General features: G+C 69.3%; 17 protein-coding genes and 1 pseudogene. 15 read left to right on the top strand and 3 right to left on the bottom strand.

From position 1 onward, the window contains the following. Nucleotides 1–10 precede the first annotated feature (10 nt). The 6 genes from VFO68_RS01340 to VFO68_RS01315 all read left to right on the top strand — a co-directional run bounded on the left by VFO68_RS01340 (nt 11) and on the right by VFO68_RS01315 (nt 11212). The gene (locus VFO68_RS01340; RefSeq protein WP_325156254.1) at nt 11–1576 is read left to right on the top strand and encodes a cellulase family glycosylhydrolase; all 1566 of its coding nucleotides are present in this window, start codon (nt 11–13) and stop codon (nt 1574–1576) included. A 10-nt stretch (nt 1577–1586) separates the two neighbouring features. Then, a complete protein-coding gene (locus VFO68_RS01335; protein WP_325156253.1) occupies nt 1587–3443 on the top strand; it encodes a cellulose binding domain-containing protein in 1857 nt (618 codons plus the stop codon). Nucleotides 3444–3567: 124 nt separating this feature from the next. After that, entirely contained in the window at nt 3568–6297 is a 2730-nt protein-coding gene (locus VFO68_RS01330; RefSeq protein WP_325156252.1) for a cellulose binding domain-containing protein, read from the top strand. A 92-nt stretch (nt 6298–6389) separates the two neighbouring features. Beyond that, on the top strand, nt 6390–8054 hold the full coding sequence (locus tag VFO68_RS01325; protein ID WP_325156251.1) for an endo-1,4-beta-xylanase: 1665 nt from the start codon (nt 6390–6392) through the stop codon (nt 8052–8054). 266 nt (nt 8055–8320) lie between these two features. Next, nucleotides 8321–9853, top strand: coding sequence for a heme peroxidase family protein (locus VFO68_RS01320; RefSeq protein WP_325156250.1), 1533 nt, complete (start codon nt 8321–8323; stop codon nt 9851–9853). Between the two features lie 105 nt (nt 9854–9958). After that, a complete protein-coding gene (locus tag VFO68_RS01315; RefSeq protein ID WP_325156261.1) occupies nt 9959–11212 on the top strand; it encodes a cytochrome P450 in 1254 nt (417 codons plus the stop codon). A 45-nt stretch (nt 11213–11257) separates the two neighbouring features. Here VFO68_RS01315 and VFO68_RS01310 read toward each other — a convergent pair whose 3' ends face one another. Next, nucleotides 11258–12721 (bottom strand): sialidase family protein, encoded by a 1464-nt coding sequence (locus VFO68_RS01310; protein WP_325156249.1) that lies wholly within the window; start codon nt 12719–12721, stop codon nt 11258–11260. A 161-nt stretch (nt 12722–12882) separates the two neighbouring features. Next, nucleotides 12883–14100, bottom strand: coding sequence for a sigma-70 family RNA polymerase sigma factor (locus tag VFO68_RS01305; protein WP_325156248.1), 1218 nt, complete (start codon nt 14098–14100; stop codon nt 12883–12885). Between the two features lie 154 nt (nt 14101–14254). Here VFO68_RS01305 and VFO68_RS01300 point away from each other — a divergent pair, with 154 nt between their 5' ends. Further along, entirely contained in the window at nt 14255–15844 is a 1590-nt protein-coding gene (locus VFO68_RS01300) for a tryptophan halogenase family protein (RefSeq protein WP_325156247.1), read from the top strand. Nucleotides 15845–15849: 5 nt separating this feature from the next. Further along, nucleotides 15850–17001 (top strand): annotated as a pseudogene (locus tag VFO68_RS01295) (cation:proton antiporter); the annotation flags it as partial. A 15-nt stretch (nt 17002–17016) separates the two neighbouring features. Here the strand turns inward: VFO68_RS01295 and VFO68_RS01290 are convergent. Then, the gene (locus VFO68_RS01290; RefSeq protein WP_325156246.1) at nt 17017–17700 is read right to left on the bottom strand and encodes a Crp/Fnr family transcriptional regulator; all 684 of its coding nucleotides are present in this window, start codon (nt 17698–17700) and stop codon (nt 17017–17019) included. Between the two features lie 161 nt (nt 17701–17861). Here VFO68_RS01290 and VFO68_RS01285 point away from each other — a divergent pair, with 161 nt between their 5' ends. From VFO68_RS01285 to xylA, 7 genes are all read left to right on the top strand, one after another. Beyond that, complete coding sequence (locus VFO68_RS01285) at nt 17862–18209, top strand: hypothetical protein (RefSeq protein ID WP_325156245.1); 348 nt, start codon at nt 17862–17864, stop codon at nt 18207–18209. A gap of 22 nt (nt 18210–18231) precedes the next feature. Next, nucleotides 18232–19425: an ROK family transcriptional regulator gene (locus tag VFO68_RS01280; RefSeq protein ID WP_325156244.1), complete on the top strand. Its 1194-nt coding sequence runs from the start codon at nt 18232–18234 to the stop codon at nt 19423–19425. Nucleotides 19426–19567: 142 nt separating this feature from the next. After that, complete coding sequence (locus VFO68_RS01275; RefSeq protein WP_325156243.1) at nt 19568–20803, top strand: ROK family transcriptional regulator; 1236 nt, start codon at nt 19568–19570, stop codon at nt 20801–20803. Then, nucleotides 20800–22317 carry a sugar ABC transporter ATP-binding protein gene (locus tag VFO68_RS01270; protein ID WP_325156242.1) on the top strand — a complete coding sequence of 506 codons (1518 nt, stop codon included), beginning with the start codon at nt 20800–20802 and terminating at the stop codon, nt 22315–22317. The genes VFO68_RS01275 and VFO68_RS01270 overlap by 4 nt, the downstream gene beginning before the upstream one ends. Then, a complete protein-coding gene (locus VFO68_RS01265) occupies nt 22317–23393 on the top strand; it encodes an ABC transporter permease (RefSeq protein ID WP_325156241.1) in 1077 nt (358 codons plus the stop codon). Before VFO68_RS01270 ends, VFO68_RS01265 begins: the two co-directional genes overlap by 1 nt. A 35-nt stretch (nt 23394–23428) precedes the next feature. Then, nucleotides 23429–24481, top strand: coding sequence for a substrate-binding domain-containing protein (locus tag VFO68_RS01260; protein WP_325156240.1), 1053 nt, complete (start codon nt 23429–23431; stop codon nt 24479–24481). A gap of 9 nt (nt 24482–24490) precedes the next feature. Further along, nucleotides 24491–25648 (top strand): xylose isomerase, encoded by a 1158-nt coding sequence (gene xylA / locus VFO68_RS01255; protein ID WP_325156239.1) that lies wholly within the window; start codon nt 24491–24493, stop codon nt 25646–25648. Nucleotides 25649–25653 lie beyond the last annotated feature (5 nt).

The raw sequence follows: 25653 nt of genomic DNA, 5'->3' as shown, positions 1-25653 counted from the left end.
CGAGGAGACCATGAAACGACGGAACGTCCTGGCATCGCTGCTGCCCGCGCTGCTTCTCCTTGCGCTGGTGCCGTTCATCAACCTGGCCGCGCCCACCCCGGCCGCCGCCGCGGGCGCGGGTTACTGGCACACCAACGGCCGCCAGCTGCTCGACGCGAACAACCAGCCGGTGCGGATGACCGGGATCAACTGGTTCGGCCTGGAGACCGCGAACTACACGCCGCACGGGCTCTGGTCGCGCGGCTACCGGGACATGCTCGACCAGATGAAGAGCCTGAAGTACAACACCCTGCGGCTGCCGTTCTCCAACCAGCTCTTCGACGCCGGCAGCACCCCGAACAGCATCCGGTTCGACCTCAACCCGGACCTGCAGGGCCTGTCCGGCATCCAGATCATGGACCGGATCATCGACTACGCCGGCCAGATCGGCATGAAGGTGATCCTGGACCGGCACCGGCCGGACTCCGGCGCCCAGTCCGCGCTGTGGTACACCGCGCAGTACTCCGAGGCCCGGTGGATCAGCGACTGGCAGATGCTGGCCCGGCGCTACGTCGGCAACACCGCCGTGGTCGGCGCGGACCTGCACAACGAGCCGCACGGCATCCAGGGCGGCGGCGGCTCCACCTGGGGCACCGGCAGCATGACCACCGACTGGCGGCTGGCCGCCGAACGGGCCGGCAACGCCATCCTCGCGATCAACTCGAACTGGCTGATCATCGTCGAGGGCATCGACAACTTCAACAACGACGGCTACTGGTGGGGCGGCAACCTGCAGGGCGCCGCGCAGTTCCCGGTGCGGCTCAACGTGGCCAACCGGCTGGTGTACTCGGCGCACGACTACGCCACGTCGGTCTTCCCGCAGCCCTGGTTCTCCGATCCCAGCTTCCCCAACAACATGCCGGCCATCTGGGACCGGATGTGGGGTTACCTGCACAAGAACAACGTGGCTCCGGTGCTGCTCGGTGAGTTCGGCACCACACTCGCCGACCCGAGGGACCGGCTGTGGCTGCAGAACCTGATGGCCTACACCGGAACCGGCGTCGGTGGCATCAACTTCACCTTCTGGTCGTGGAACCCCAACTCCGGGGACACCGGCGGGATCCTCAACGACGACTGGACCACGGTCAACACCACCAAGCAGAACATCCTCAACCCGTACCTGCTCGGGGTGGACCAGCCAGGACCGGGGCCCACCACCACGACGACGACGAGAACGACCACGACCACCACGACCACCCAGCCGCCGCCGGTCTCCTGCCGCGTCACCTGGGGCGTCAACGACTGGGGCACCGGGTTCACCGCGTCGCTGGCCATCGCCAACACCGGGACGAGCTCGATCAACGGCTGGACGCTGGCCTTCACCTTCGCCGGCAACCAGCGGATCAGCAACGGCTGGGGCGCGACCTGGAACCAGGCGGCGAACAGCGCGTCGGTCACCGGGGCGAGCCTGGACCACAACCGCACGATCGCCGCGGGCCAGTCGGTGTCCGGGATCGGTTTCAACGCCAACTACACCGGCACGAACGCCCGGCCGGCGAGCATCACGCTCAACGGGCAGGCGTGCGCGGTCAACTAGAGGAGCAGCGATGAGAGCAGCGGCGAGGACCTGGATCGGCGCACTGGTCCTGACCACGGTGGCCGCCGCGCTGCCGGTCCTCGCCGCTTCGCCGGCCGCCGCCGGCCCGGTGTTCGTCACCCGCAACGGCGCCGGCTTCGACCTCGGCGGTCAGCCGTTCCGGTTCGGCGGCACCAACAACTACTACCTGCACTACAAGTCCCAGCTCATGGTCGACGACGTGTTCAGCGACGCGGTGGCCATGAACATCAAGGTGCTGCGGGCCTGGACCTTCCTGGAGTGCGGCGGGGACAAGCCGAACTCGGCCGGCGGCTGCTCGAACGGCGCCGACCTGTGGACGATCCGGTGGAGCAACGCGCGGAACGGGCCGGAGATCAACACCGGCCCGGCCGGGCTGCAGAAGCTGGACTACATGCTGGCCAGGGCGAACGCCCTGGGCATCAAGCTGATCCTGCCGTTCACCAACAACTGGCGCGACTTCGGCGGCATGGACCAGTACGTCACCTGGTACGGCCTGCAGTTCCACGACCAGTTCTACACCGACGCCAGGATCAGGCAGAACTTCAAGGACTGGATCGCCGCGGTGGTCAACCGCACCAACTCGATCACCGGCGTGCCGTACAAGGACGACCCGGCGGTGTTCTCCTGGGAGCTGGCCAACGAACCGAGGTGCATCAACGCCTCGCTTCCGACGTCGGGCACCTGCACCGCGGACACGTTGGTGGGCTGGGCGAGCGAGATGTCCACCTACATCAAGAGCCTGGACGCCAACCACATGGTGTCGGTCGGCGACGAGGGCTTCCACCCCGGCGTCGGCGGCACCCCGGGCAGTTGGCCGTACAACGTCACCGACGGCGTCGACCACGCCCGGCTGACCGCGCTGCCGACCATCGACTTCGGCACCTACCACCTGTACCCGCAGGGCTGGGGTCAGTCCCCGGCGCAGGACTGGGGCACCGGGTGGATCAACGACCACAACGCGGTCGGTGCCACGCTGGGCAAGCCGCAGGTGCTGGAGGAGTTCGGAACGAGTGACCAGTCCACCCGGGACGCCACCTACACCGCGTGGACCAACGCGGTGCGCACCGGCGGCGGGGACGGCTGGATGTTCTGGATCCTCACCGGAATCCAGGACGACGGTCAGCTCTACCCGGACTTCGACGGGTTCCGGATCGTCACCCCGTCGGCCTCGGCGACCGTGCTCGCCAATGCCGCCGCGCAGATGGGCGGCGGTGGCGGCGACAACACCGCGCCGACGCAGCCGGGTACCCCGACCGTCTCCGGGGTGACCGCCACGAGCGCGACCCTCACCTGGACGGCGTCCACGGACACCGGCGGCAGTGGGTTGGCCGGCTACACGGTCTTCCGCGAGCAGGGCGCCACCGACCCGGTGCTCGCCCAACCGACGACGAACTCGGTGGCGCTGACCGGATTGTCGCCGAATACCGCGTACCAGGTATATGTGCGGGCCCGGGACGGCGCTGGAAACCTTTCCACACCATCGGCGTCGGCGTCGTTCACGACATTGCCGGGCAGTGGCACCTGCCGGATCGGCTATCAGGCGTCGAATTGGGGCGGCAGCACCGGTTTCACCGCCAATGTGACCATCACGAATACCGCGAGCAGCACGCTCAACGGCTGGACCCTGGCCTTCGCCTTCCCGGCCGGGCAGCGGGTCAGCCAGGGCTGGAGCGCCACCTGGGCACAGGCCGCGGGCAGCGCGAACGTGACCGCGACCGCACTGGACTGGAACCGGGCCATCCCGCCGAACGGCTCGGTCGGAATCGGGTTCAACGGAACATTCACCACGACGAATCCGGCCCCGGCCGTGTTCACCATCAACGGAAACCCATGTGATCCCGCATAGGAGGCGCAGTCACCGAATCGTCTACACCCAGTGCGTCATTGTCCACAGATTCCTACCTAGTGTGAGTCTGCTGGAGGGGTCGACAACTTAATTGGGCCGCAGCACCACAATGGAGGGCCGACCTATGCGGAAAAAGCTTGCACATGTGCTGGCCGGGATGGTCGTCGCCGGCTCGGTCGTCGTGGTGGGCCAGGGGGCTGCCCAGACCGGGCCGGCGGCGGCCGATGTGACTGCGGTGGCGCAGCCGCACAACTGGCGCAACGTGCAGATCGCCGGGGGCGGGTACGTTCCCGGGCTCGTCTTCAACCAGACCGAGCGCAACCTGATCTACGCACGGACCGACATCGGCGGCGCGTACCGGTGGAACGAGACCACCCAGCGCTGGACGCCGCTGTTGGACTGGGTCGGCTGGGAGAACTGGGGCTTCAACGGGGTGCACAGCATGGCCACCGACCCGGTGCAGACCAACCGGGTCTACGCCGCCGTCGGCATGTACACCAACAGCTGGGATCCCAACAACGGCGCGATCCTGCGCTCCACCAACAAGGGCGACACCTGGCAGGTCAGCACGCTGCCGTTCAAGCTGGGCGGCAACATGCCCGGCCGCGGCATGGGTGAGCGGCTCGCGGTCGACCCGAACCGCAACAGCGTCGTCTACTTCGGCGCGCCCAACGGCAACGGCCTGTGGCGCAGCACCGACTTCGGCGCCACCTGGGCGCGGGTGGCGAGCTTCCCCAACGCCGGCAACTACGCCCAGGACCCGAACGACCCCAACGGCTACCTCAGCCACCAGCCGGGCGTGGTCTGGGTGACGTTCGACAAGTCCACCGGCACCTCCGGAAACACCACCCAGGGCATCTACGTCGGGGTGGCCGACAAGCAGAACACCGTGTACCGGTCCACCAACGGCGGGACCAGTTGGGAGCGGATCGCCGGCCAGCCCACCGGGTTCCTGGCCCACAAGGGCGTGCTCGACCCGGTCAACCACGTCCTGTACATCACCACCAGCGACACCGGCGGTCCGTACGACGGGGCCAAGGGCGACGTGTGGAAGTACAGCACGACGACCGGAGCCTGGACGCAGATCAGCCCGATCCCGTCCAGCAGCGCCGACGACTACTTCGGCTACAGCGGCCTGACCATCGACCGGCAGAACCCGAACACCATCATGGTGGCCACCCAGATCTCCTGGTGGCCGGACGCCATCTTCTTCCGCAGCACCGACGCCGGGGCGACCTGGACCCGGATCTGGGACTGGACCTCCTATCCCAACCGCAGCTTCCGGTACACGATGAACATCTCGGCGGCGCCGTGGCTGACCTTCGGCACCAACCCCCAGCCACCCGAGGTCACCCCGAAGCTCGGTTGGATGAACGCCTCGGTGGAGATCGACCCGTTCAACTCCAACCGGATGCTCTACGGCACCGGCGCCACCATCTACGGCACCACCAACCTGACCAACTGGGACACCAACACCCAGTTCCAGATCCGGCCGATGGTGGCCGGGCTGGAGGAGACCGCGGTGCTCGACCTGATCAGCCCGCCCAGCGGCGCGCCGCTGATCTCCGGGCTCGGCGACATCGCCGGCTTCCGGCACACCAACCTGGACGCGGTGCCGCCGGCGATGTTCACCCAGCCCACGTTCACCTCGACCACCAGCCTCGACTTCGCCGAGCGCACCCCGAGCATCATGGTGCGGGCCGGCAACTTCAACGACGCCGACCGGCCGAACGACAGCCACGTGGCGTTCTCCACCGACGGCGGCGCGAACTGGTTCCAGGGCACCGAGCCGGGCGGCATCAACGAGGGCGGCACGGTCGCCGCCGCGGCCGACGGCAGCCGGTTCGTCTGGGCGCCGAAGGCCCAGACGCCGGTCTTCTCGGTCGGCTTCGGCAACTCCTGGACCCAGATCCAGGGCCTGCCCACCGAGTCGGTCGTGGAGTCCGACCGGGTCAACGCCAGCAAGTTCTACGGCTTCAACGGCGGCCGGTTCTACGTCAGCACCAACGGCGGCTCGAGCTTCACCGCCACGGTGCAGACCGGGCTGCCCAGCATCGCCAAGTTCCACGCGGTGCCCGGCCGGGAGGGCGACATCTGGCTGGCCGGCGACACCGGCCTGTTCCACTCCACCAACTCCGGCACGAGCTTCACCAAGGTGTCCACCGTGACCGCCGCACGCAACATCGGTTTCGGACGGGCGGCGCCGAACCAGACCTATCCGGCGCTGTACACGGTGGCTACGGTGGACGGAGTGCAGGGCGTGTACCGCTCCGACAACGCCGGTGCGGCCTGGGTGCGGATCAACGACGATGCGCACCAGTACGGCAACATGGGCGAGGCGATCACCGGCGACCCACGGGTCTATGGCCGGGTCTATCTGGGCACCAACGGCCGCGGCATCCTCTACGCCGATCCCACCGGGACGCTGCCGACATCGACGACCACCACGACCAGCACCAGCACCACCACGACGACAACGACGACCACCACCACGACCACGACCACCACGACGACGCCGCCACCGGCGGGCGCCTGCCGGGTGACCTACCGGGCCAACCAGTGGGACACCGGGTTCACGGCGAACATCACGATCACCAACACGGGCAACGCGGCGGTCAACGGCTGGACGGTCGCGTTCACGTATCCCGGCACGCAGCGGGTCGTCCAGCCCGGGTGGGGCGCCACCTGGGTGCAGGCGACCGGCAGCGCCAACGTGACCGGGGCCAACGTTTCCTATAACGCGACGATTGGAGTGGGTGCCTCAGTAGACATCGGGTTCAACGGCACGTGGGCCGGCAGCAACCCACCGCCGAGCGGATTCACCTTGAACAGCAACCAGTGCACGACCGGATAGGGAGCGCTGGACGCCGAGTGGGTTCGCACACGACGCGGACCCGCTCGGGCAACGGGACGGGCTCCCTCTGAACTGAATACAGGTGGCCTTTGATGAGAAGGAAATTGCTTGCTGCGGCAATTTGCACGACGCTCACCGCGGTCGGGCTTGTCGCGCTCAGCACGACCGCGACGGCCGACCCGTTGCGGGCCCACGCCGGCAGCAGGTTCATCGGCTACGCGCTGAACCTCACCGCGCAGGGCAGTGACGCCAGCTACCGCACCATCGGCGCGCGCGAGTTCAACATCGTCACCGCCGAGAACGCCATGAAGTTCGAGTCCACCGAGCCGAACCAGAACCAGTTCACGTTCGGCCAGGCGGACCAGGTGGTGGCCGCGGCGCAGGCCAACAACCAGCAGATCCACGGGCACACCCTGGTCTGGCACAGCCAGACTCCGGGTTGGATCCAGGGCCTGCCCGCCGCGCAGATGCGCGCGGCCATGCAGAACCACATCAGCACGGTCGTCGGCCGCTACGCCAGCAGCGTGCGGTCGTGGGACGTGGTCAACGAGGCGTTCAACGAGGACGGCTCGTTCCGCCAGTCGTTCTGGTTCAACACGTTGGGGCAGAGCTACATCGCCGACGCGTTCCGGGCGGCGCGGGCCGCCGACGCGGACGCGGAGCTGTGCATCAACGACTTCAACACCGACGGGATGGGCGCCAAGAGCAACGGGCTGTTCAACCTGGTGCAGTCGCTGGTGCAGCAGGGCGTCCCGATCAACTGTGTCGGGTTCCAGGGCCACCTGGCGATCCAGTTCAGCTTCCCCAACCAGGTGCAGCAGAACTTCCAGCGGTTCGCCAACCTCGGCCTGAACGTCAAGATCACCGAGTTGGACGTCCGCATGCAGAACCCGCGCGATGCCAGCAAGGACGCCACGCAGGCCACCTACTACCGCAACATGGTCAACGCCTGCCTGGCCGTCACCCGGTGCAACCAGATCACCATCTGGGGCTTCACCGACAAGTTCTCGTGGGTGCCGGACACCTTCCCCAGCGAGTGCTGCGCCCTGCTCTACGACCAGAACTACACCGCCAAGCCGTCCTACACCGCGGTGCACGACGCGCTGGGCGGCCCGCCGACCAACGACACGACCCCGCCGACCACGCCGGGCACCCCGACCGTGTCCAACGTGACGTCGAACAGCGCCGCCCTGGCCTGGACGGCGTCGACCGACACCGGCGGCAGCGGTCTGGCCGGGTACAACATCTACCGCCGGCAGGGCACCACGGACACCCTGCTGAGCCAGTCCACGGCCAACTCCACGACGCTGTCCAACCTGACGCCGGCCACCGCGTACGTGGTGGTGGTGCGGGCCCGGGACGGCGCCGGGAACCTGTCGCCGACCTCGGCGGCGGCGTCGTTCACCACCCTGGACGGGCCGACGCTCGGCACCTGCCAGGTCGCCTACACCGCCAGCAACTGGGGCGGTGGCGGCGGGTTCACCGGCGGCGTGACGATCACCAACACCGGCACGTCGGCGATCAACGGCTGGACCCTGGCGTTCAGCTTCCCCGCCGGCCAGCGGGTCAGCCAGGGCTGGAGCGCCACCTGGACCCAGGCCGCGGGCAGCGCCAACGTGACGGCGACACCGCTGGACTGGAACCGCAACCTCGCACCCAACAACTCGGTCCAGATCGGGTTCAACGGCACCTTCACCGGCTCCAACCCCGAGCCGACCGCGTTCACCATCAACAACACCGCCTGCACGGTCGTCTGACGGCCGAATAGTTCTGCCGAATACCGCTCTTCGAATGCAAAATGAACGAAGAGCGGTATTTGGCATGCCCGCATTTGTTTGGGTTATGCCCACTAGTGGTTATCGGGACTGGGAAAAACCAGGCATCGTTGGTGAAATGGGCGGGTAATCCGCACCCTTTACTGGTTCCAATCTGGGATGCGGGAATGTCGACAGGAGGGTCGGCAGTAATGACCAAACCCAACAAGAGCAGAGCCACGTTGAGCCGGCGAGGTCTACTTGCCGGAATGGGCGCCGGTGCGGGAGTTCTCGCGCTGCGCCCGATGGAAGCCATCGCGCAGGTCGTGACGGACGCCGCCGGTGGCCTCGCAACCAGCCCGGACCGCTTCGGCCGGATCTTCAACCTGCCACCGTTCGCCGACTTCAACGCCGGCGGCCTGCGCAACGCGCTCATGGCCATGGGACAGCCGGGCGGCATCGTCGACGCCCGGGACCCGCTGGCGGAGGGCCCGGTGCGGCTGATCACCAACCCCGAGCTCAGCCCGAACAACCTGGACAACCCCAACAACACGGCCGGGATCACCTTCCTCGGCCAGTTCCTCGACCACGACATGACCTTCGACCAGACCTCGCGGCTGGGCGTGGTGGCCGCGCCGGAGAACTCGCCCAACACCCGCACGCCGGGGCTGGACCTGGACTCGGTGTACGGCCGCGGGCCGAACGGCGACCCGCAGCTCTACCAGACCGGGGACCGGGACAAGTTCCGGATCGAGAGCGGCGGGCTGTTCGAGGACCTGCCCCGGCAGTCCAACGGCACCGCGATCATCAGCGACCCGCGCAACGACGAGAACCTGATGATCTCCGGGCTGCACGCGGCGTTCCTGCTGTTCCACAACCAGGTGGTGGACCGGCTGCGGTCGCAGGGCCAGACCAACGTGTTCGCCGCCGCGCAGCAGCAGGTCCGCTGGCACTACCAGTGGATCATCCTGCGCGAGTTCCTGCCGGCGATCCTCGGCCAGGCGCTGGTGGACGACATCCTGCGCAACGGGCGGCGGGTCTACCGGCCGGCGGCCGGCCAGCAGTTCATCCCGGTGGAGTTCCAGGGCGCCTGCTACCGGTTCGGGCACAGCCAGGTCCGGCCGTCCTACCGGGCGAACCTGCGCGGCGACCCCAACGGCAACCCGGCGATCGGCGCCCCGGCGTTCTTCGGAATGGTCTTCGACCCGGCCGGCCAGGGCCAGGCCGACCCGGTGGACCTCCGCGGCGGTGCTCGGGCGCCCCGGCGGTTCATCGGCTGGCAGACGTTCTTCGACTTCGGCGGCAGCCAGACCGCGAACGTGCGGCCGAACAAGCGGATCGACACCAAGATCTCCACGCCGCTGCTGAACCTGCCGCTGGGCACGCTCCCGGACGGGGCGCCGCCGACCGCGCTGCCGCAGCGCAACCTGCTGCGGCACGTCACCTGGTCGATTCCGAGCGGCCAGGCGATCGCCCAGGCGCTGGGCATCCAGCCGCTGTGGGCCGACCGGTTCCCGGAGTTGCAGCAGTTCGGGCACGGCCTGCCGAGCAGCACGCCGCTCTGGTACTACATCCTCAAGGAGGCCGAGGTGGCCGGCGGGCTGCGGCTGGCCGGTGTCGGCGCCCGGATCGTCGGCGAGGTGTTCATCGGGCTGCTGCAGCTCGATCCGACGTCCTTCCTGGCCACCAACCCCAACTGGCGGCCCACGCTGCCGCGCCGGGGCGGGGCGCCCACCGGCGACTTCAGGATGGTCGACCTGCTCACGTTCGCCCGGGTCGACCCGGACAGCCGGGGACAGTAGCCGATCCGGGGAGTGACCCTCACCGTCCGTGACGGCGGTGGGGGTCAACCCCGGACCCGGGCCGGCGTGTCTAGTATCTGGCCCGTGGGGTCTCTTCGTTCGCGAATTGTCGCTTGGATCGGGCGGCGATATCTCGCGCGTACCCAAAAAGATGGCTTTGACCTGTCAAAGCTATCCCTGCTTCCGGAAGGCGCGCTGATGCCGCTGCGCCGGGACGGCCTCGATCCGGTCGGTGAGCTCGGACACAAGCGCCGGGAAGAACCGATCGGCAAGATCAAACTTCCACTCGGAGTAACCGTGTGGTTGGTCTCCGGTTACGACGAGGCGAAGGCCGTTCTCGGCAAAGTCGGCGGATTCAGCAACGATTTCGCCAATTTGATGGGGAATTTCGGGGCCTCGGCCGAGCAGAATCCGGGCGGGCTGGGCTTCGCCGACCCGCCGGTGCACACCCGGTTGCGCAAGCTGCTCACCCCGGAGTTCACCATGCGCCGGCTGTCCCGGCTCACGCCGCGGATCGAGTCCATCGTGGCCGGCCAGCTGGATGCGATGGCCGAGGTGGACGGGCCGGTGGACCTGTGGCAGATGTTCGCGCTGCCGATCCCCTCGCTGACCATCTGCGAGCTGCTCGGCGTGGCCTATGAGGACCGGGAGGACTTCCAGCGGCTGTCCACGGCCAGATTCGACCTGTTCGGCGGGGCCAACGCCTCGCTCGGGGCGATCAGCGAGTCGCTGAGCTACCTGCGCGAGGTGGTCAAGCACCAGCGCGAGTCGCCGGGCGACGGGCTGCTCGGCATGCTGATCAAGGAACACGGCCACCAGGTCGACGACGAGGAGTTGGCCGGGATGGCCGACGGCCTGCTCACCGGCGGGCTGGAGACCACCGCGAGCATGCTGGCGCTCGGCGCGCTGGTGCTGCTGCGCAACCCGGAGTCGGCCGAGCAGGTGGTCGGCGACCAGGAGCAGGTCAACAAGTTCGTCGAGGAGTTGCTGCGCTACCTGACCGTGGTGCAGGTGGCCTTCCCGCGGTTCGCCACCGAGGACATGGAGATCGCCGGGGCGCGGATCGCCAAGGGCGACATCGTTGTCGTGTCGCTGTCCGGCGCGGACCGCGACGAGAAGCTCGGCACCGACATGGAGCGGTTCGACCCGCGCCGCGACCCGACCTCACACCTGGCCTTCGGGTACGGCATCCACCGCTGCATCGGCGCGGAGCTGGCCAGGATGGAGCTGCGGGCCGCCTACCCGGCCCTGGTCCGCCGCTTCCCGAAGATGCGGCTGGCGATCGGCGACGACGCGGTGCCGTTCCGGTCGACCTCGATCGTCTACGGCGTCGACGCACTGCCGGTGTTGCTGGGTTGACGGGCGGATGGCCCGGCGCCGTTGCCGGGCCATCCACGTCGACCGTCAGTAGGACTTCTGGTTGGACACCGCGGCGGCCGTCCGGGCCGTCGCCGTGCCGGTGTCGCCGGACCGCTGCGCGGTGGCCGCGGTGCTGCCGCCGGTGATCTCCAGACCGCCGGTCGGCACGTTCATCGACACCCGGAACGAGCTTCCGGACGGCGCGGTGGCCACCGGGATCACCGGGAAGGCGTTGCCGCCCGGCATGATCGAGGTGGAGATGTAGTCACCGAACATCCGGCCCTGCGAGGTGTTCGGCAGCCACCCGAGCGACATCGGCCCGGCGATCTGGGTCGGGGCGCTCCAGGTCGAGCCGCCGTCGGTCGAGGAGATGAACCCGACATTGAGCTGGCAGCTCGCGGCCGTGCAGTTGCCGTTGGAGTAGTAGTAGTACGTGATGCCGATCCGGGCCGAGGCGCCACCGCTGGACAGGTCCACCGAGATGCCCGGAGCGAAGTGGTCGACGCCGCTGTTGACCGGGTCGATCGGCACCCGGACCGTCGGACCCCAGGTCGTGTCGCTGGTGGACTTGACCAGCACGATGTCGTTGGTGGCACAGCCGGACCGGAACCCGCAGTCGGCCCAGACCATGTAGATCGTGCCCGGCCCGTCCCGCTCGGCCGAGGGGAACGGGAACTCGCGCAGCCCGCCGGACGGGTCGTCGTGCGAGACCACGTCGATGCCGACCGTGGCCCGCCAGGAGGCGCCGCCGTCCACCGAGCGGAACGAGCGAAGCTGGTCGAGCACCAGGTCGTAGTAGGGCACCACGACCGTGCCGTTGTTCAGCACCACCGGCTGGCCGCCCCAGCCGACTCCGGCGTCACCGGGGGACATTCCCGCACCCCAGGTCACCCCGCCGTCGGTGGAGGTCTTCATCCGCAGGATGTTGCCCGCCACGATGTCGTAGGTGGCGTAGCAACGACCGTAGAACTGACTCGCGGCGTTGTTGTCGCAGGTGATCCACGGTTTGTCCAGGAAGTCACCGAAGGCGACCCGGACCGGGTTGCTCCAGGTCAACCCGCCGTTGGTGGAGCGGCTGGTGATGATGTCCCCGGTGTTGGACGTGATGCCGATCGAGGTGATCAGCCACACGTTGTGCCGGGCGTCGAAAGCCACGTTCGGGCCGGACACCTGGGCGTACGAGCCGCGCGGGCTGCTGTTCGCGGTGATCCCGGGCAGGAACCCGCGAGTGAAGGTCGCACCGCCGTCGGTCGACGTGGCGAACCCGATGTTCGACGCACCACCGCCGGACACCCGACCGGTCTGGAACGCGGACACGATCGTGCTGCCGAACTGGAACGTGTCCGGTTGGACCTGGGTCTGGTGCTGGGCCTGGGCATCGGTGTACGGGTCGGTGCTGACCTGGGTCAGCGGGACATTGGCGAAGGCAGGGGGCGACGCCAGAAGGACCGCGGTGGCGGCCGAAAGGGCGACGACTCCAATACGTGCGATCGGGCCGATGAGACGCATGAGCGCCCCTTCCCTTTTGTGGTGGGCGTTTTTGGGAGAGGCCGGCCTGGTCGTTGAGGTGTAGCACCGCGCGAGTCGCAACAGCAAGAGCCCCAGTGGAATGCCGCAGCCCGCGCGGCACCCGTCCGGCCGCGTCGCCGGTTGTCTTCCGCGCGCCCTGGCTACCGCGGGCCGGGACCCGGAGCCGAAACCGCCGGAGCCGGAACGGCGGGGGTCGCCCGGGTGCCCCGGCCGGTCGGGGGAATGCGTTCCTGGGTCGTCTTCGGGCTCTTTTTCGGTTCTTTTTCGTCGGCTTTTTCCGGTTGCCTTTCCTTGGCCTTTTCCGAGTCCTTGCCCTTTTCCGGAGCGGCCGGTTCCACGGTGCTTTTCGTCGGACGACCCGCCTCTCGGGGCGAGTTCACGAACGACACCCGCGCGCCTTCTCCGGATTCCGTTCCGGTGCTCGCGGCGCCCGCTCCGCCGGCCGGCCCGCTCGCCACCACGGTCACCGCCGTCACGGTGGTCACCGCGGCGATGGCGGCCGCCGCCCCGGCCTGGGCCGCGGTGGCGGCGACCGACGCCTTCACGCCGGCCAGCCAGGACACCGCGACGATCCCGGCCGGCGCCGCGACGCTCACCGTGGTCAGGTACGCGGCGGCGAACGGGGCGCCGAGCACGATCGGCGCGAGCACCGCGCGCAGTTCGCCGTTGACCCGCGCCAGCCCCTCGGCCAGGTCGCGGCAGCGCGGGCACTGGCGCAGATGGTCGTCGACCCGGCGCTGCTGCCGGTCGGTGATGCTGTGCCGCACCCAACCGGCGAGCTTGTCCCGGGTGGCGCGGCAGTCCCGGCGGTTGCCGGTCGGGAGGTGTTGGTGCAGGTAGGCCCGGCGCAGCCCCTCCCGGGCCCGGTAGGCCAGCGCTGCGACGCCGTTGGCGGTCAGCCCGAGCAGCGGTGCGATCTCGGCGGGCGACTCGCCCTCGATCTCGGTGTGCCAGAGCACGGTGCGCCACCGCTCGGGCAGCCCGGCGAACGCGTGCGCGGCCCGGTCGTGCGCGTGGTCGGCCGCCGGTTCGGCGTCCCGCGCCTGGAGAATCGCCTCCGGCACATCGGCGAACGGCGTGCAGCGCCGCCGGCCGACGTTGATCGCCAGGTGCCGCATGGTGACCAACAGGTAGGGCCGGAACTCCTCGCGCGGTCCGCTGCCCGCCAGCAGCGTGTGCAGTACCCGGGTGAACGCCTCGGCGACCAGGTCCTCCCGCTCCGCCTGGGAGCTCACCAGGCAGGCGGCCGCGCGCTTGGCCGCGGCGAGATGCCGCCGGTACAGCCCGGCGTAGGCGGCGGTGTCGCCGCGCCGAACCGCGGCGATCAGGGTCGCGTCATTGGCCTCTTCGGGATACATCGCCGAAACATTACGGCACTACTCATGAGTCTCCCAGCCATAAGTCGACACCGTATGTAGCAACGAGGGAAACCCGTTTGGCGGTGTCCGGCCGGGATGTCGTGCTGGAAAACTTCCGGCCGTTCCAAGATCGATGCAGGCGAAACGGGGACCGATGGACAACAGGATCGAGCGTGTCGTAATCGTCGGTGGCGGCACGGCCGGCTGGATGGCGGCGTCCTACCTGGGCAAAGCCCTCGGGCCGGGCGTCACGATCACGGTGCTGGAAGCCCCCGCGATCCCTCGGATCGGTGTCGGTGAGGCCACCGTGCCGAATCTGCACAAGACGTTCTTCGACTTCCTCGGCTTAGCCGAGGAAGAGTGGATGCGCGAGGTCAACGCCAGTTTCAAGATCGGAATAAAGTTCATCAACTGGCGAACGGGAGGTGTCGGCGAGTCGGCGCCCCGGCCGCATGGCGGCGGCACCGACCACTACTACCACCTGTTCGGACTGCTGCCCAACGTCGCCAACGTGCCGTTGTCCCACTACTGGGTCCACAAGCGACTGAACGGCGCCACCGACGAGCCGTTCGACTACGCCTGCTACGCCGGCGCTCCGGCACTGGACGCCAAACTCTCCCCGCGCCACCTCGACGGCCGGAAGTGGACCAACTACGCCTGGCACTTCGACGCCGCGAAGGTCGCCGACTTCCTGCGCCGGTTCGCGGTGACCAAGCAGGGTGCGATCCACATCGAGGACAAGATGACCGAGGCGCTGATCGACCAGCGCGGACACATCACCTCGCTGCGCACCGAGGGCGGCCGCACCATCGAGGGCGACCTGTTCATCGACTGTTCCGGGTTCCGCGGCCTGCTGATCAACCAGGTCATGAAGGAGCCGTTCCTGGACATGAGCGACCACCTGCTCAACGACAGCGCGGTGGCGACCCAGGTGCCGCACGACGACGAGGCGCACGGCGTCGAGCCCTACACCTCCTCGATCGCGATGTCCTCCGGCTGGACCTGGCGGATCCCGATGCTCGGCCGGTTCGGCACCGGCTACGTGTTCTCCAGCCGGTTCCAGTCCCGCGACGACGCGACCCTGGAGTTCTGCCGGATGTGGGGCCTGGACCCGGAATCCCAGCCGCTCAACCAGATCAAGTTCCGGGTCGGCCGCAACCGCCGGGCCTGGGTGAAGAACTGCGTGAGCATCGGCCTGGCCTCCTGCTTCCTGGAGCCGCTGGAGTCCACCGGCATCTACTTCATCTACGCGGCGCTCTACCAACTGGCCAAGCACTTCCCGGACAAGAACTTCGACCCGATCATGTCCCGCCGGTTCAACGCCGAGATCGAGACGATGTTCGACGACTCGCGCGACTTCATCCAGGCGCACTTCAGCTTCGCCCCGCGCAACGACACCGCGTTCTGGCGCGCCTGCAAGGAACTGGAGCTCTCGGACAACATCAGCGAGAAGATCGCCATGTACCGGGCCGGGCTGGCGGTGAACATGCCGATCGTCGACGAGACCAACTACTACGGCAACTTCGACGCCGAGTTCCGCAACTTCTGGAACAACAGCAACTACTACTGCATCTACGCCGGACTGGACTTCCTGCCGGACCATCCGCTGCCGACCCTGGCCGCCCGCCCGGAGGTCGTGGGCCTGGCCGAGCCGGTGTTCGCCGACATCAAGCGGGCGCAGCGTGAGCTGGTGGAAACGCTGCCGACCACATACGAGTACCTCCGTCTGCTGCACGGCGAGTAGCCGCCGTGAGCACGCATCAGGCCACGGTTCTGCTGTTCGACCTCGCTCTGATCGTTGTGGTCACCAGGATTTTCGGCGCCCTGGCGACCCGGCTCGGGCAACCGGCGGTGATCGGTGAGGTGTTCGGCGGTGTCCTGCTCGGACCGACCCTGCTGTCCAGCCAGGTCTCGCAGGGCCTGTTCCCGATGGACGTTCGGCCCTACCTGACCGCACTGGCCAACATCGGCGTGGCGCTGTTCATGTTCGTGGTGGGCCTGGAACTGGACCGGGCCCTGGTCAGCGGGAAGCTGCGGGTCGCGCTGAGCGTGTCGGCCGGTTCGATCCTGCTGCCGCTCGGACTGGGCATGCTGCTGGCCGGCTACCTGTTCCAGTACCACCCGACCAGCGACCGGCTCGGCTTCGTGCTGTTCATGGGCGCCGCCATGGCTGTCACCGCGTTTCCCGTGCTGGCAAGGATCCTGACCGACCGAGGGATGCACCGCACCGAGCTCGGCGGGCTGGCGCTGGCCAGCGCGGCGGTCGGGGACGTGCTGGCCTGGACGCTGCTGGCGGTCGTGGTGGCGATGGTGAGCGGCGCGGTGCAGTGGCAGCTGGTGCTGACCATTCCCTACCTGGTGGCGATGTTGGTGTTGGTGCGGCCGCTGCTGCGCCGGCTGATCGCCGGCGAGAGCGCGCAACCCCGGTTCCGGTTCGCCGTGGTGCTCGTCGGCCTGCTGGTCTCCGCCGGCCTCACCGAATGGTTCGGCCTGCACTTCATCTTCGGCGCGTTCCTGTTCGGCGTGGTGATGCCGCGCGACACCATGCTGCGCGAGGACATTCTCGGTCCGGTGGAACAGGTCAGCCTGACCCTGCTGCTGCCGGTGTACTTCGTGGTGGCCGGCCTCAAGGTGGACCTGTCCGGCATCGACGCGAGCGGGTTCGTCGAGCTCGCGCTGATCCTGCTGGTGGCCGTGTCCAGCAAGTTCCTCGGCACCTTCGCCGGCGCCCGGGTGCAGCGCGTCCCGGCCAGGGAGTCGGCCGTCCTCGGCACTTTGATGAACACCCGCGGCCTGACCGAGTTGGTCATCCTCACCGTCGGCCTGCAACTCGGCGTCCTGGACACCCGGCTCTACTCGCTCATGGTGGTCATGGCCCTGGTGACCACCGCGATGGCCGGGCCGCTGCTGGGGTTGCTACGGCCGGCCGGTGGCGAGGTCGCGCAGGGCGGGGAGGTTGATCACGGTGATCCGGCGCCGGGCGGTCCGCAGGATGCGCAGGCCGCGCAGCTCGTCCAGACCGCGGACCAGGGTGCTGCGGGACACCCGGGCGAAGGCGGCCAGCTCGTCCTGGGTGAACGGTAGGTCGATGTGCGCGTTCTCGGCGGCGTCCGGGGAGTACTGGTGGGTCAGCTCGAGCAGCGTGGCGGCCAGGCGCTGGGGGAAGGCGGGCCCGCCGGCTTCGAGGCGTAACCGGTCGGACTGTTCGAGCCGCAGCGCGACGACGCTGAGCAACTCCTGTGCTATCCGAGGGCAGTTCTGGAGTACTGTACGCAGTCGTTCCTGCGGGATGACGAGAGCGTGCACCGTGCTGATCGCCTGGATGGTCGAGTTGCGTGGCCGGCCGCTGATCGCCGCGAGCTCACCGATGATCTCACCGGGTCCCCGGGCCGCGATCGGGGCGTTGTCGCCGCGCTGGTTGGTCATGGAGAGTTTCACCCAGCCGCTGAGGATGACGTACATGCAGCCGGGCGGTTCGCCCTGCCGGATGATGATCTCGCCGGGCTCCCAGTCCCGGGTCGTGCCCGCTTCCCACAGCGCGGCCTGCTCCGGCCTGGTGAGGCGGTGCCAGGCCCGACTTTCGCCATCCGGGACGGTCACGGCGAGCATCCTTTGCTCCACGCGGCAGGGTTTCGAGACAGGGTTCCATCTGACATATCCCCTAATCCCGTGGGGCGTCAGTATCGTCTGGCGTGCTACCCGAATCCTCAGGGATAACGATGACAAACCCCACCCCGGATCGCCAGAGGCCGTCCGGCCTCATGGCCGAGTCGTCGGGTTCCGTGCCGCCGGCCTCGCCGCCGCACCCCCCGCTGCTGTCCGGCGGGTGGTATCACGGAATGTCGCCGGACGAGGTGCTCGGTCCGGGTCGTTATCCGCTGCACGTTCCGGGGGACAAGTCGGTCCGAAAGGCGCTGCTGCTCACGCTCGGGTTCGGACCGGCCGGACTGTGTTACGTCTCGCGTAGCGGCGGGCTGATCTGCTCGGCATTGACCATGCTCGCCGTGATCATGTTCGGGTTCCCGCCGCTGTTGATCGCCTGGCCGCTGAGCATGGTCTGCGCCGCCATTATGGCAAGCGGAATGCACGCGGAATACCAGGGTAGATAGCAGCCGCAAGTAGAGTCGCCGCATGGGTGTACCAGGTGCCGGTGAGCAGCCGCGAGTCCGTTCGCGGCACCAGTCGCGACTGCTGGAACTGTTGCGGGACGAGGGACCACTGTCCCGGGTGGCGCTGGGCGAACGGCTGGACCTGCCCCGGGCGAAGCTGGCCGGTGAGCTGTCCCGGCTGATCGACACCGGACTGGTCCAGGTGGGTGGCCCGGCGGCGAGCCGGGGCGGGCGGCGCTCGACGCTGGTGCATCTGGCCGAGGACCTGCGGTTCATCGCGGTCGACGTGGGCGCGACGTCGGTGGCCGTCGCGGTCACCGACGGCCGGTGCGAGGTGCTGGCCAACGAGCGCGCCGAGTGCGACGTGCGGCTCGGTCCGACCCAGGTGCTCGGCCGCGTGGTGGACATGGCCGGCCGGGTGCTGGACAAGGCTCCCGGCCGGCTGATGGGCGCCGGGATCGGGCTGCCCGGGCCGGTGAGCTTCCGCGACGGTATGCCGGTCGCGCCGCCGATCATGCCCGGCTGGGACCGCTACCCGGTGCGCGAGGAACTGGCCGGCAAGTGGGGCCGGCCGGTCACCGTGGACAACGACGTGAACGTGATGGCGCTGGGGGAGCGGCACGCCGGGGTGGCCCGCTCGCTGGACGACCTGATCTTCGTCAAGATCGGGACCGGGATCGGCTGCGGGATCGTGGTCGGTGGCCGGGTGTACCGCGGGGTGGCCGGCACCGCGGGCGACATCGGGCACATCAAGCTGGACGACTACGGGCCGGCCTGCGCCTGCGGGGAGGTCGGCTGCCTGGAGGCCTACTTCGGCGGCGCGGCGCTGGCCCGCGACGCGCTGACCCTGGCCCGCAGCGGCCGGTCCAACATGCTGGCCGCGACCCTGGAGGACCGCGGCCGGCTGACCGCCTCCGACGTCGGCACCGCCGCCGCGGCCGGCGACTTCGCCGCGGCCAACCTGGTGCGTGAGGGCGGCCGCCGGCTCGGGCACGTGATCGCCTCGCTGGTCAGCTTCCTCAACCCCGGCATGGTGGTGATCGGCGGCGGTGTCTCCCGGCTCGGGCACCCGCTGCTGGCCGAGGTGCGCAGTTCGGTCTACCGGCGCTCGCTGCCGCTGGCGACCGGCAACCTGCCGATCGTGCTGTCCGAATTGGGCGACCTTGCCGGAGTGACCGGTGCCGCCTGGTCGGCGACGGACCACACCTTCAACTGACCTATCTCGACACACTTTCGTTATCTATCGACGAAAGTAAACCCTCACGTTAGGCCAAACGGCGTATTGCCAGGGGTCCAGGCCGTAAGACACGCTCACACGCAACGTCATTTAGGTCAGGCCCTCAACGAAGTGGTAGAGCGTGGGACAGAGCCGTCCGGCCGATCAGGCCGACTTGCGCCGCGGAAACCTCGCCCTGCTCGTGCGCACCCTGCGCGAGCACGGCGCGCTGTCCCGCGCGCAGCTCGCGGTGCGCTCCGGCCTGTCCAAGGCGACCGTGTCCAGCCTGGTCACCGACCTCGAACAGCGCGGCCTGGTGCACTCCGCCGGGGTGTCGGCCGGCGGTCAGGGCCGGCCCGGCCAACTGGTCGGCCTGCGCCCGACCAGCGTCTGCGGCATCGGCCTGGACCTGCACATCGGCCACGTCGCCGCGCTGGTCACCGACCTGTCCGGCGCGGTGCTGCTGCGCCGCCGGGTGGCCTGTGACGTCCCCGGCCTCGGCCCGGACCGGGCGCTCGACGCGCTGGCCGGCCTCGCCCGCGAGGCGCTGGACGCGGTGGCCGCGGCCGGCGGATACGCCGCCGGCCTCACCGTCAGCGCGCCCGGCCTGGTCGACATCGGCGCCGGCGTGGTGCGCTTCGCCCCCCGGCTGCGCTGGCGCGAGGTCTCGGTCGCCGACGGGATGGCCGCCCGCACCGGGCTGGCGCTGTCGGCGGTCGGCGTGGACAACGACGCGAACCTGGGCGCGATGGCCGAGCACGCCGCGCTGCCGGTCTCCGACCTGGTGTACGTGACCGGCGACTTCGGCATCGGCAGCGGGGTGGTCTGCGGCGGCCGGCTGGTCCGCGGCGCCATCGGCTTCGCCGGGGAGATCGGGCACATGGCCATGGACCCGATGGGCCCGACCTGCTCGTGCGGCCGGCGCGGCTGCTGGGAGACCCAGGTCGGACTGCAGGCCATGCTGCACGCCTGCGCCGACCCGGACGACCCGGTGCACGACCCGACGCTGGACCGCGACGAGCGGATGACGATCATCCGGGCCCGGGCCGAGCGCGGCGACCAGCGCACGCTGCACGCCCTGCACCAGATCGGCACCGCGCTGGGCGCCGGCGTGTCCATCGTGGTCAACCTGCTCAACCCGGCCGTGGTGGTGCTCGGCGGCTACTTCGCCGCGCTGCCCGAATGGCTGGTCGAGCCGGTGCGCCAGGAGGTGGCCGCCCGGGTGCTCGCACCGGGTGCGGGCGGCGTCCGGGTGGTCGGCTCCACGCTCGGTTTCACCGCGCCGGCCCTCGGCGGCGCGCTCGCCTCGCTGCGCCGGGTGCTGGACGACCCGGCCAGCGTGCCAACAGCGTCCAGCGCGGAGGTGGTGCGCACATGACCCAGCCGCTGCTCACGATGACCAGCATCGTCAAGACGTTCCCCGGGGTGCGCGCCCTGGACGGGGTGGACCTGGACGTGCTGCCGGGCGAGGTGCACTGCCTGCTCGGGCAGAACGGCGCCGGCAAGTCCACGCTGATCAAGGTGCTGTCCGGGGCGCACCAGCCGGACGCGGGCGAGATCGTGTGGCGGGACGCGCCGGCCCGGTTCGGCGCCCCCATCGACGCGCTGCGCGCCGGAATCGCCACCATGTACCAGGAGCTCGACCTGGTTCCGGCGCTGTCGGTGGCGGACAACATCTTCCTCGGCCACGAGCGGTCCTCCTTCGGCTTCACCCGGCGCCGGGCCAACCGGGCCGCGGCCAGCGCCCTGATGCGCCGGCTCGGGCACCCGGAGATCTCGCCGGGCCGGGAGGTCGGGCTGCTGTCCGCGGCCGGGCAGCAACTGGTGTCGATGGCCCGGGCGCTGGCCCACGACGCCCGGCTGATCGTGATGGACGAGCCGACCGCGGCGCTGGCCGCCGACGAGGTGGACAACCTGTTCCGCATCGTCGGCGAGCTGACCGCCGAAGGGGTCGCGGTCGTCTACATCTCGCACCGCCTGGAGGAGATCCGCCGGATCGGGCACCGGGTGACCGTGCTCAAGGACGGCGCGACCGTGGCCACCGGGCTCGACGCGGCGCAGACCCCGACCTCGGAGCTGGTGAACCTGATGTCCGGACGCATGGTGGAAACCGTGTTCCCGGTCCGCCAGGCGTCCACCGCGGACGAGTCCCACGACGTGCTCGAGGTGCACGGGCTGAGCCGGACCGGCGAGTTCAGCGACATCACGTTCACCGTGCGGGCCGGGGAGATCCTGGGCATCGCCGGGCTGGTCGGCGCCGGCCGAAGCGAACTGCTGGAGACGATTTTCGGGGCCAGGAAACCGGATTCCGGGTCGGTTCGGGTGAACGGGCGTCGGCTGCGGCCGAACAGCGTGACCGCCGCCGTGGCGGCCGGCGTGGGCCTGGCCCCCGAGGAGCGCAAGAGCCAGGCACTGCTGCTGGACGCGACCGTGGCCGGCAACGTGACGCTGGCCAGCCTGCCCGAGTACAGCCGGGCCGGGTTCACCGACCGGCGCCGCGAACTGCGCGACTCGCGAGCCACCCTGCAGCGGCTGGACCTGCGTCCGGCCGACCCGCGCCGGATCATGCGCACGCTCTCCGGCGGCAACCAGCAGAAGGCGGTGGTGGCCCGGTGGCTGGTCCGCGACTGCCGGGTGCTGCTGCTGGACGAGCCGACCCGGGGCGTGGACGTGGGCGCGCGGGCCGAGCTTTACAAGCTGATCCACGAGCTGGCCGCCGACGGGGTGGCGGTGCTGCTGGTGTCCAGCGAGGTGCCCGAGGTGCTCGGGCTCTCCGACCGGGTGCTGGTGCTGCGCGAGGGACAGGTGGTCATGGAGGCGCCGGCCGGCGAGCTCACCGAGGCCGCGGTCCTCGATCTGGTGATGAAGGAAGGACAGGAGGTGTTGGCCTGATGAGCGAGCCGGGACCGGGCGGGCCGGCGGTGTCTGGACTGCGGAGCAGCGCGGACAGCGAGGTAGAAACGACCGAGCAGCGCACGACGGAGGACACCGCGTCGAGGCCCGACCCCGCGAGCCGCAACGGCGCAGCCTTCCACCTCGACACGCGGCTGCTCGCCCTGGTGGGCGTTCTGGGAGTGCTGCTCGTGGTCGGGCTCATCACCACCCAGGGCAACTTCCTCAGCGAGAGCAACCTGTCCATCATGCTGCGGCAGGCCGCGGCCATCGGGGTGGTCAGCGTCGGCATGACGTTCGTGATCATCAGCGGCGGCATCGACCTGTCGGTGGGCTCGATACTGGCGCTGTCCAGCGTGTGGATGACCACGCTGGCCACCCAGTCCTACGGCCCGTGGGTGATGGTGCTGTGCGCGCTGTTGGTCGGCCTGGGCTGCGGCCTGGTCAACGGCGTGCTGATCGCCTACGGCAACGTCGTGCCGTTCATCGCCACGCTGGCCATGTTCGTGGCGGCCCGGGGCCTGGCCGAGCGGCTGTCCGGGCGGCGCACCCAGGTGGTCGGCGACACCGGCTTCCTCACCTTCTTCCGCGGCGACCTGCTCGGCATCCCGGTGCTGATCATCATGCTGGCGGTGGTGTTCGCGATCGGCTGGGTGGTGCTCAACCGCACCACGTTCGGCCGGCGCACGTTCGCGGTCGGCGGCAACGCCGAGGCGGCCCGGCTGGCCGGCATCAACATCAAGTGGCACACCGCGCTGGTGTACGGCATCGCCGGGCTGTGCTGCGGAATCGCCGCGATCATGGTGGTGGCCCGGACCACGTCCGGCGCGTCCACCAACGGCACGCTCTACGAGTTGGACGCCATCGCCGCCGTGGTGATCGGCGGCACCCTGCTCACCGGCGGCCGCGGCACGATGATCGGCACCCTGATCGGAGTGCTGATCTTCAGCGTGCTGAACAGCATCTTCACCCAGAACCATCTCGAGACCGACATCCAGCAGATCGCCAAAGGCGTGATCATCGTCGCCGCGGTGCTGCTGCAGCAGTTCGGCGGCACCCGCCGCCGCAAGACCTGAAGTGCCAACGCCCACAACAATCGCAGGAGTTCGCCATGTCTGACCCATCCCTGGCCCGTCGTCGGTTCCTGCTCGGCACCACAGCGATCGGTGCCGGCTCGCTTCTGGTCGCCTGCACCTCCAACCAGCCGGCCGAGACCTCGGGCGGCAACGTGGCCGCCGGCCAGGGTGACAACGCCCAGCCCGGCAAGCAGGTCACGGTCGGGTTCTCCGCGCCGGCCGCCGACCACGGCTGGATCGCGGCCATCACGAAGAACGCGCGCGCCCAGGCCGCCCGGTTCTCCGACGTCAAGCTCAACGCCACCGAGGGCACCAACGACGTCAACCAGCAGATCGCCCAGGTGGAGACGCTGCTGAACAACAAGGTCGACGTGCTGGTGCTGCTGCCGTTCGACGGCAAGGCGCTGACCGCGGTGGCCCAGCAGGCGATGGACGCCGGCACCCCGGTGATCAACCTGGACCGGATCTTCGACTCGGCGCTGGCCTACCGCACCTGGATCGGCGGCGACAACTACCGCATGGGCGTCAACGCCGGCAACTACATCGCCCAGGAGATGAAGAAGAAGAACGTGTCCAGCCCCGTCATCGGGGAGATCGCCGGCATCGACTCCCTGCCGCTGACCCAGGACCGCAGCCGGGGCTTCAAGGATGCCTTGAGCCGCAACGGTTTCGCGGTCGGCCCCCGGGTCGCCGCGGCGTTCACGGCGGAGTCCGGCGAGCAGGTGACGGCCAACCTGCTGCAGTCGGTGCCGAAGTTCGACGCGCTGTGGAACCACGACGACGACCAGGGAATCGGCGTGATGAGCGCGATCGAGGCGGCCAACCGCAAGGAGTTCATCATGGTCGGCGGCGCCGGCTCGAAGAACATGATGGACCGGATCAAGGCGGACAACTCGGTGATCAAGGCCACGGTGCTCTACAGTCCGTCGATGTCGTCCTCGGCCATTTCGCTGGCCAGGCTGCTTGGCCAGAACAAGGGGATGAGCGACCTCGCCGAGCACGAGATCCCGGCGCAGATCACCACGTACTCCGCCGTGGTGACCAAGGAGAACGTCGACTCCTACATGGATGTCGCCTTTGAGTCGTAAGGGGTAGGGATGAACGCATACGAGCCGCGCCCGGAGCACCGGTTCAGCTTCGGGCTGTGGACGGTCGGCTGGCAGGGTGTCGACCCGTTCGGGTTGGCCACCCGGGAACCGCTCGACCCGGTGCACACGGTCGAGAAGCTGGCCGAGCTCGGCGCGTGGGGGGTCAGCTTCCACGACGACGACCTGATCCCGTTCGGCGCCGAGGATGCCGAGCGCACCAGCCGGATCGACGCGTTCCGCAAGGCGTTGGACGCGAACGGGTTGGTGGTGCCGATGGCCACCACCAACCTGTTCACCCATCCGGTGTTCAAGGAGGGCGCGCTCACCGCGAACGACCGGGACATCCGGCGGTTCGCGCTGCGCAAGGTGCTGCGCAACCTCGACCTCGCCGCCGAGCTCGGCGCTCGCACCTACGTGCTGTGGGGCGGCCGGGAAGGCTCGGAGTCGCCGGTGGCCAAGGATGTCCGGGCCGCGCTGGACCGCTACGCCGAGGCGCTCAACGTGTTGTGCGCCTACGTGCGGGAACGCGGCTACGACATCCGGTTCGCCCTCGAGCCCAAGCCGAACGAGCCGAGGGGCGACATCCTGCTGCCCACCATCGGCCACGCGCTGGCGTTCATCAACGAGCTGGACGACTCGGAGATCGTCGGGCTCAACCCCGAGGTGGGCCACGAGCAGATGGCGGGCCTGTCGGTCGTGCACGGCTACGCCCAGGCGCTGTGGCACGGCAAGCTGTTCCACCTGGACCTCAACGGCCAGACCGGTCCGCGCTACGACCAGGACTTCCGGTTCGGCAACGGGGACGTGAAGAGCGCGTTCCTGTTGGTGGACCTGCTGGAGGGCGCGGGCTACGACGGCGCCCGGCACTTCGACTTCAAGCCGGCCCGGACCGAGAGCGCCGACGGCGTGTGGGCCTCGGCCGCCGCCTGCATGCGCAACTACCTGATCTTCGCCGAGCGGGCCAAGGCGTTCCGGGCCGACCCGGAGGTCGCGCAGGCGTTGCGGGACAGCCGGGTCGACCAACTCGCCGTACCCACGCTGGCCGAAGGCGAGAGCCTGACCGCGTTGCGGGACGAGGAGTTCGACGTCGCGGCGGCCGCCAAGCGCGGTGCCGGCGCGGAACGGCTGGACCAGCTGGCGCTCGAGCACCTCTTCGGGGTGCGCTGACCCAC

Source organism: Actinophytocola sp., from assembly GCF_035712165.1.
GTDB lineage: Bacteria > Actinomycetota > Actinomycetes > Mycobacteriales > Pseudonocardiaceae > DASYTH01.
Note: the sequence above shows the minus strand (reverse complement) of the source record. Positions and strands in the feature narration are given on the sequence as shown.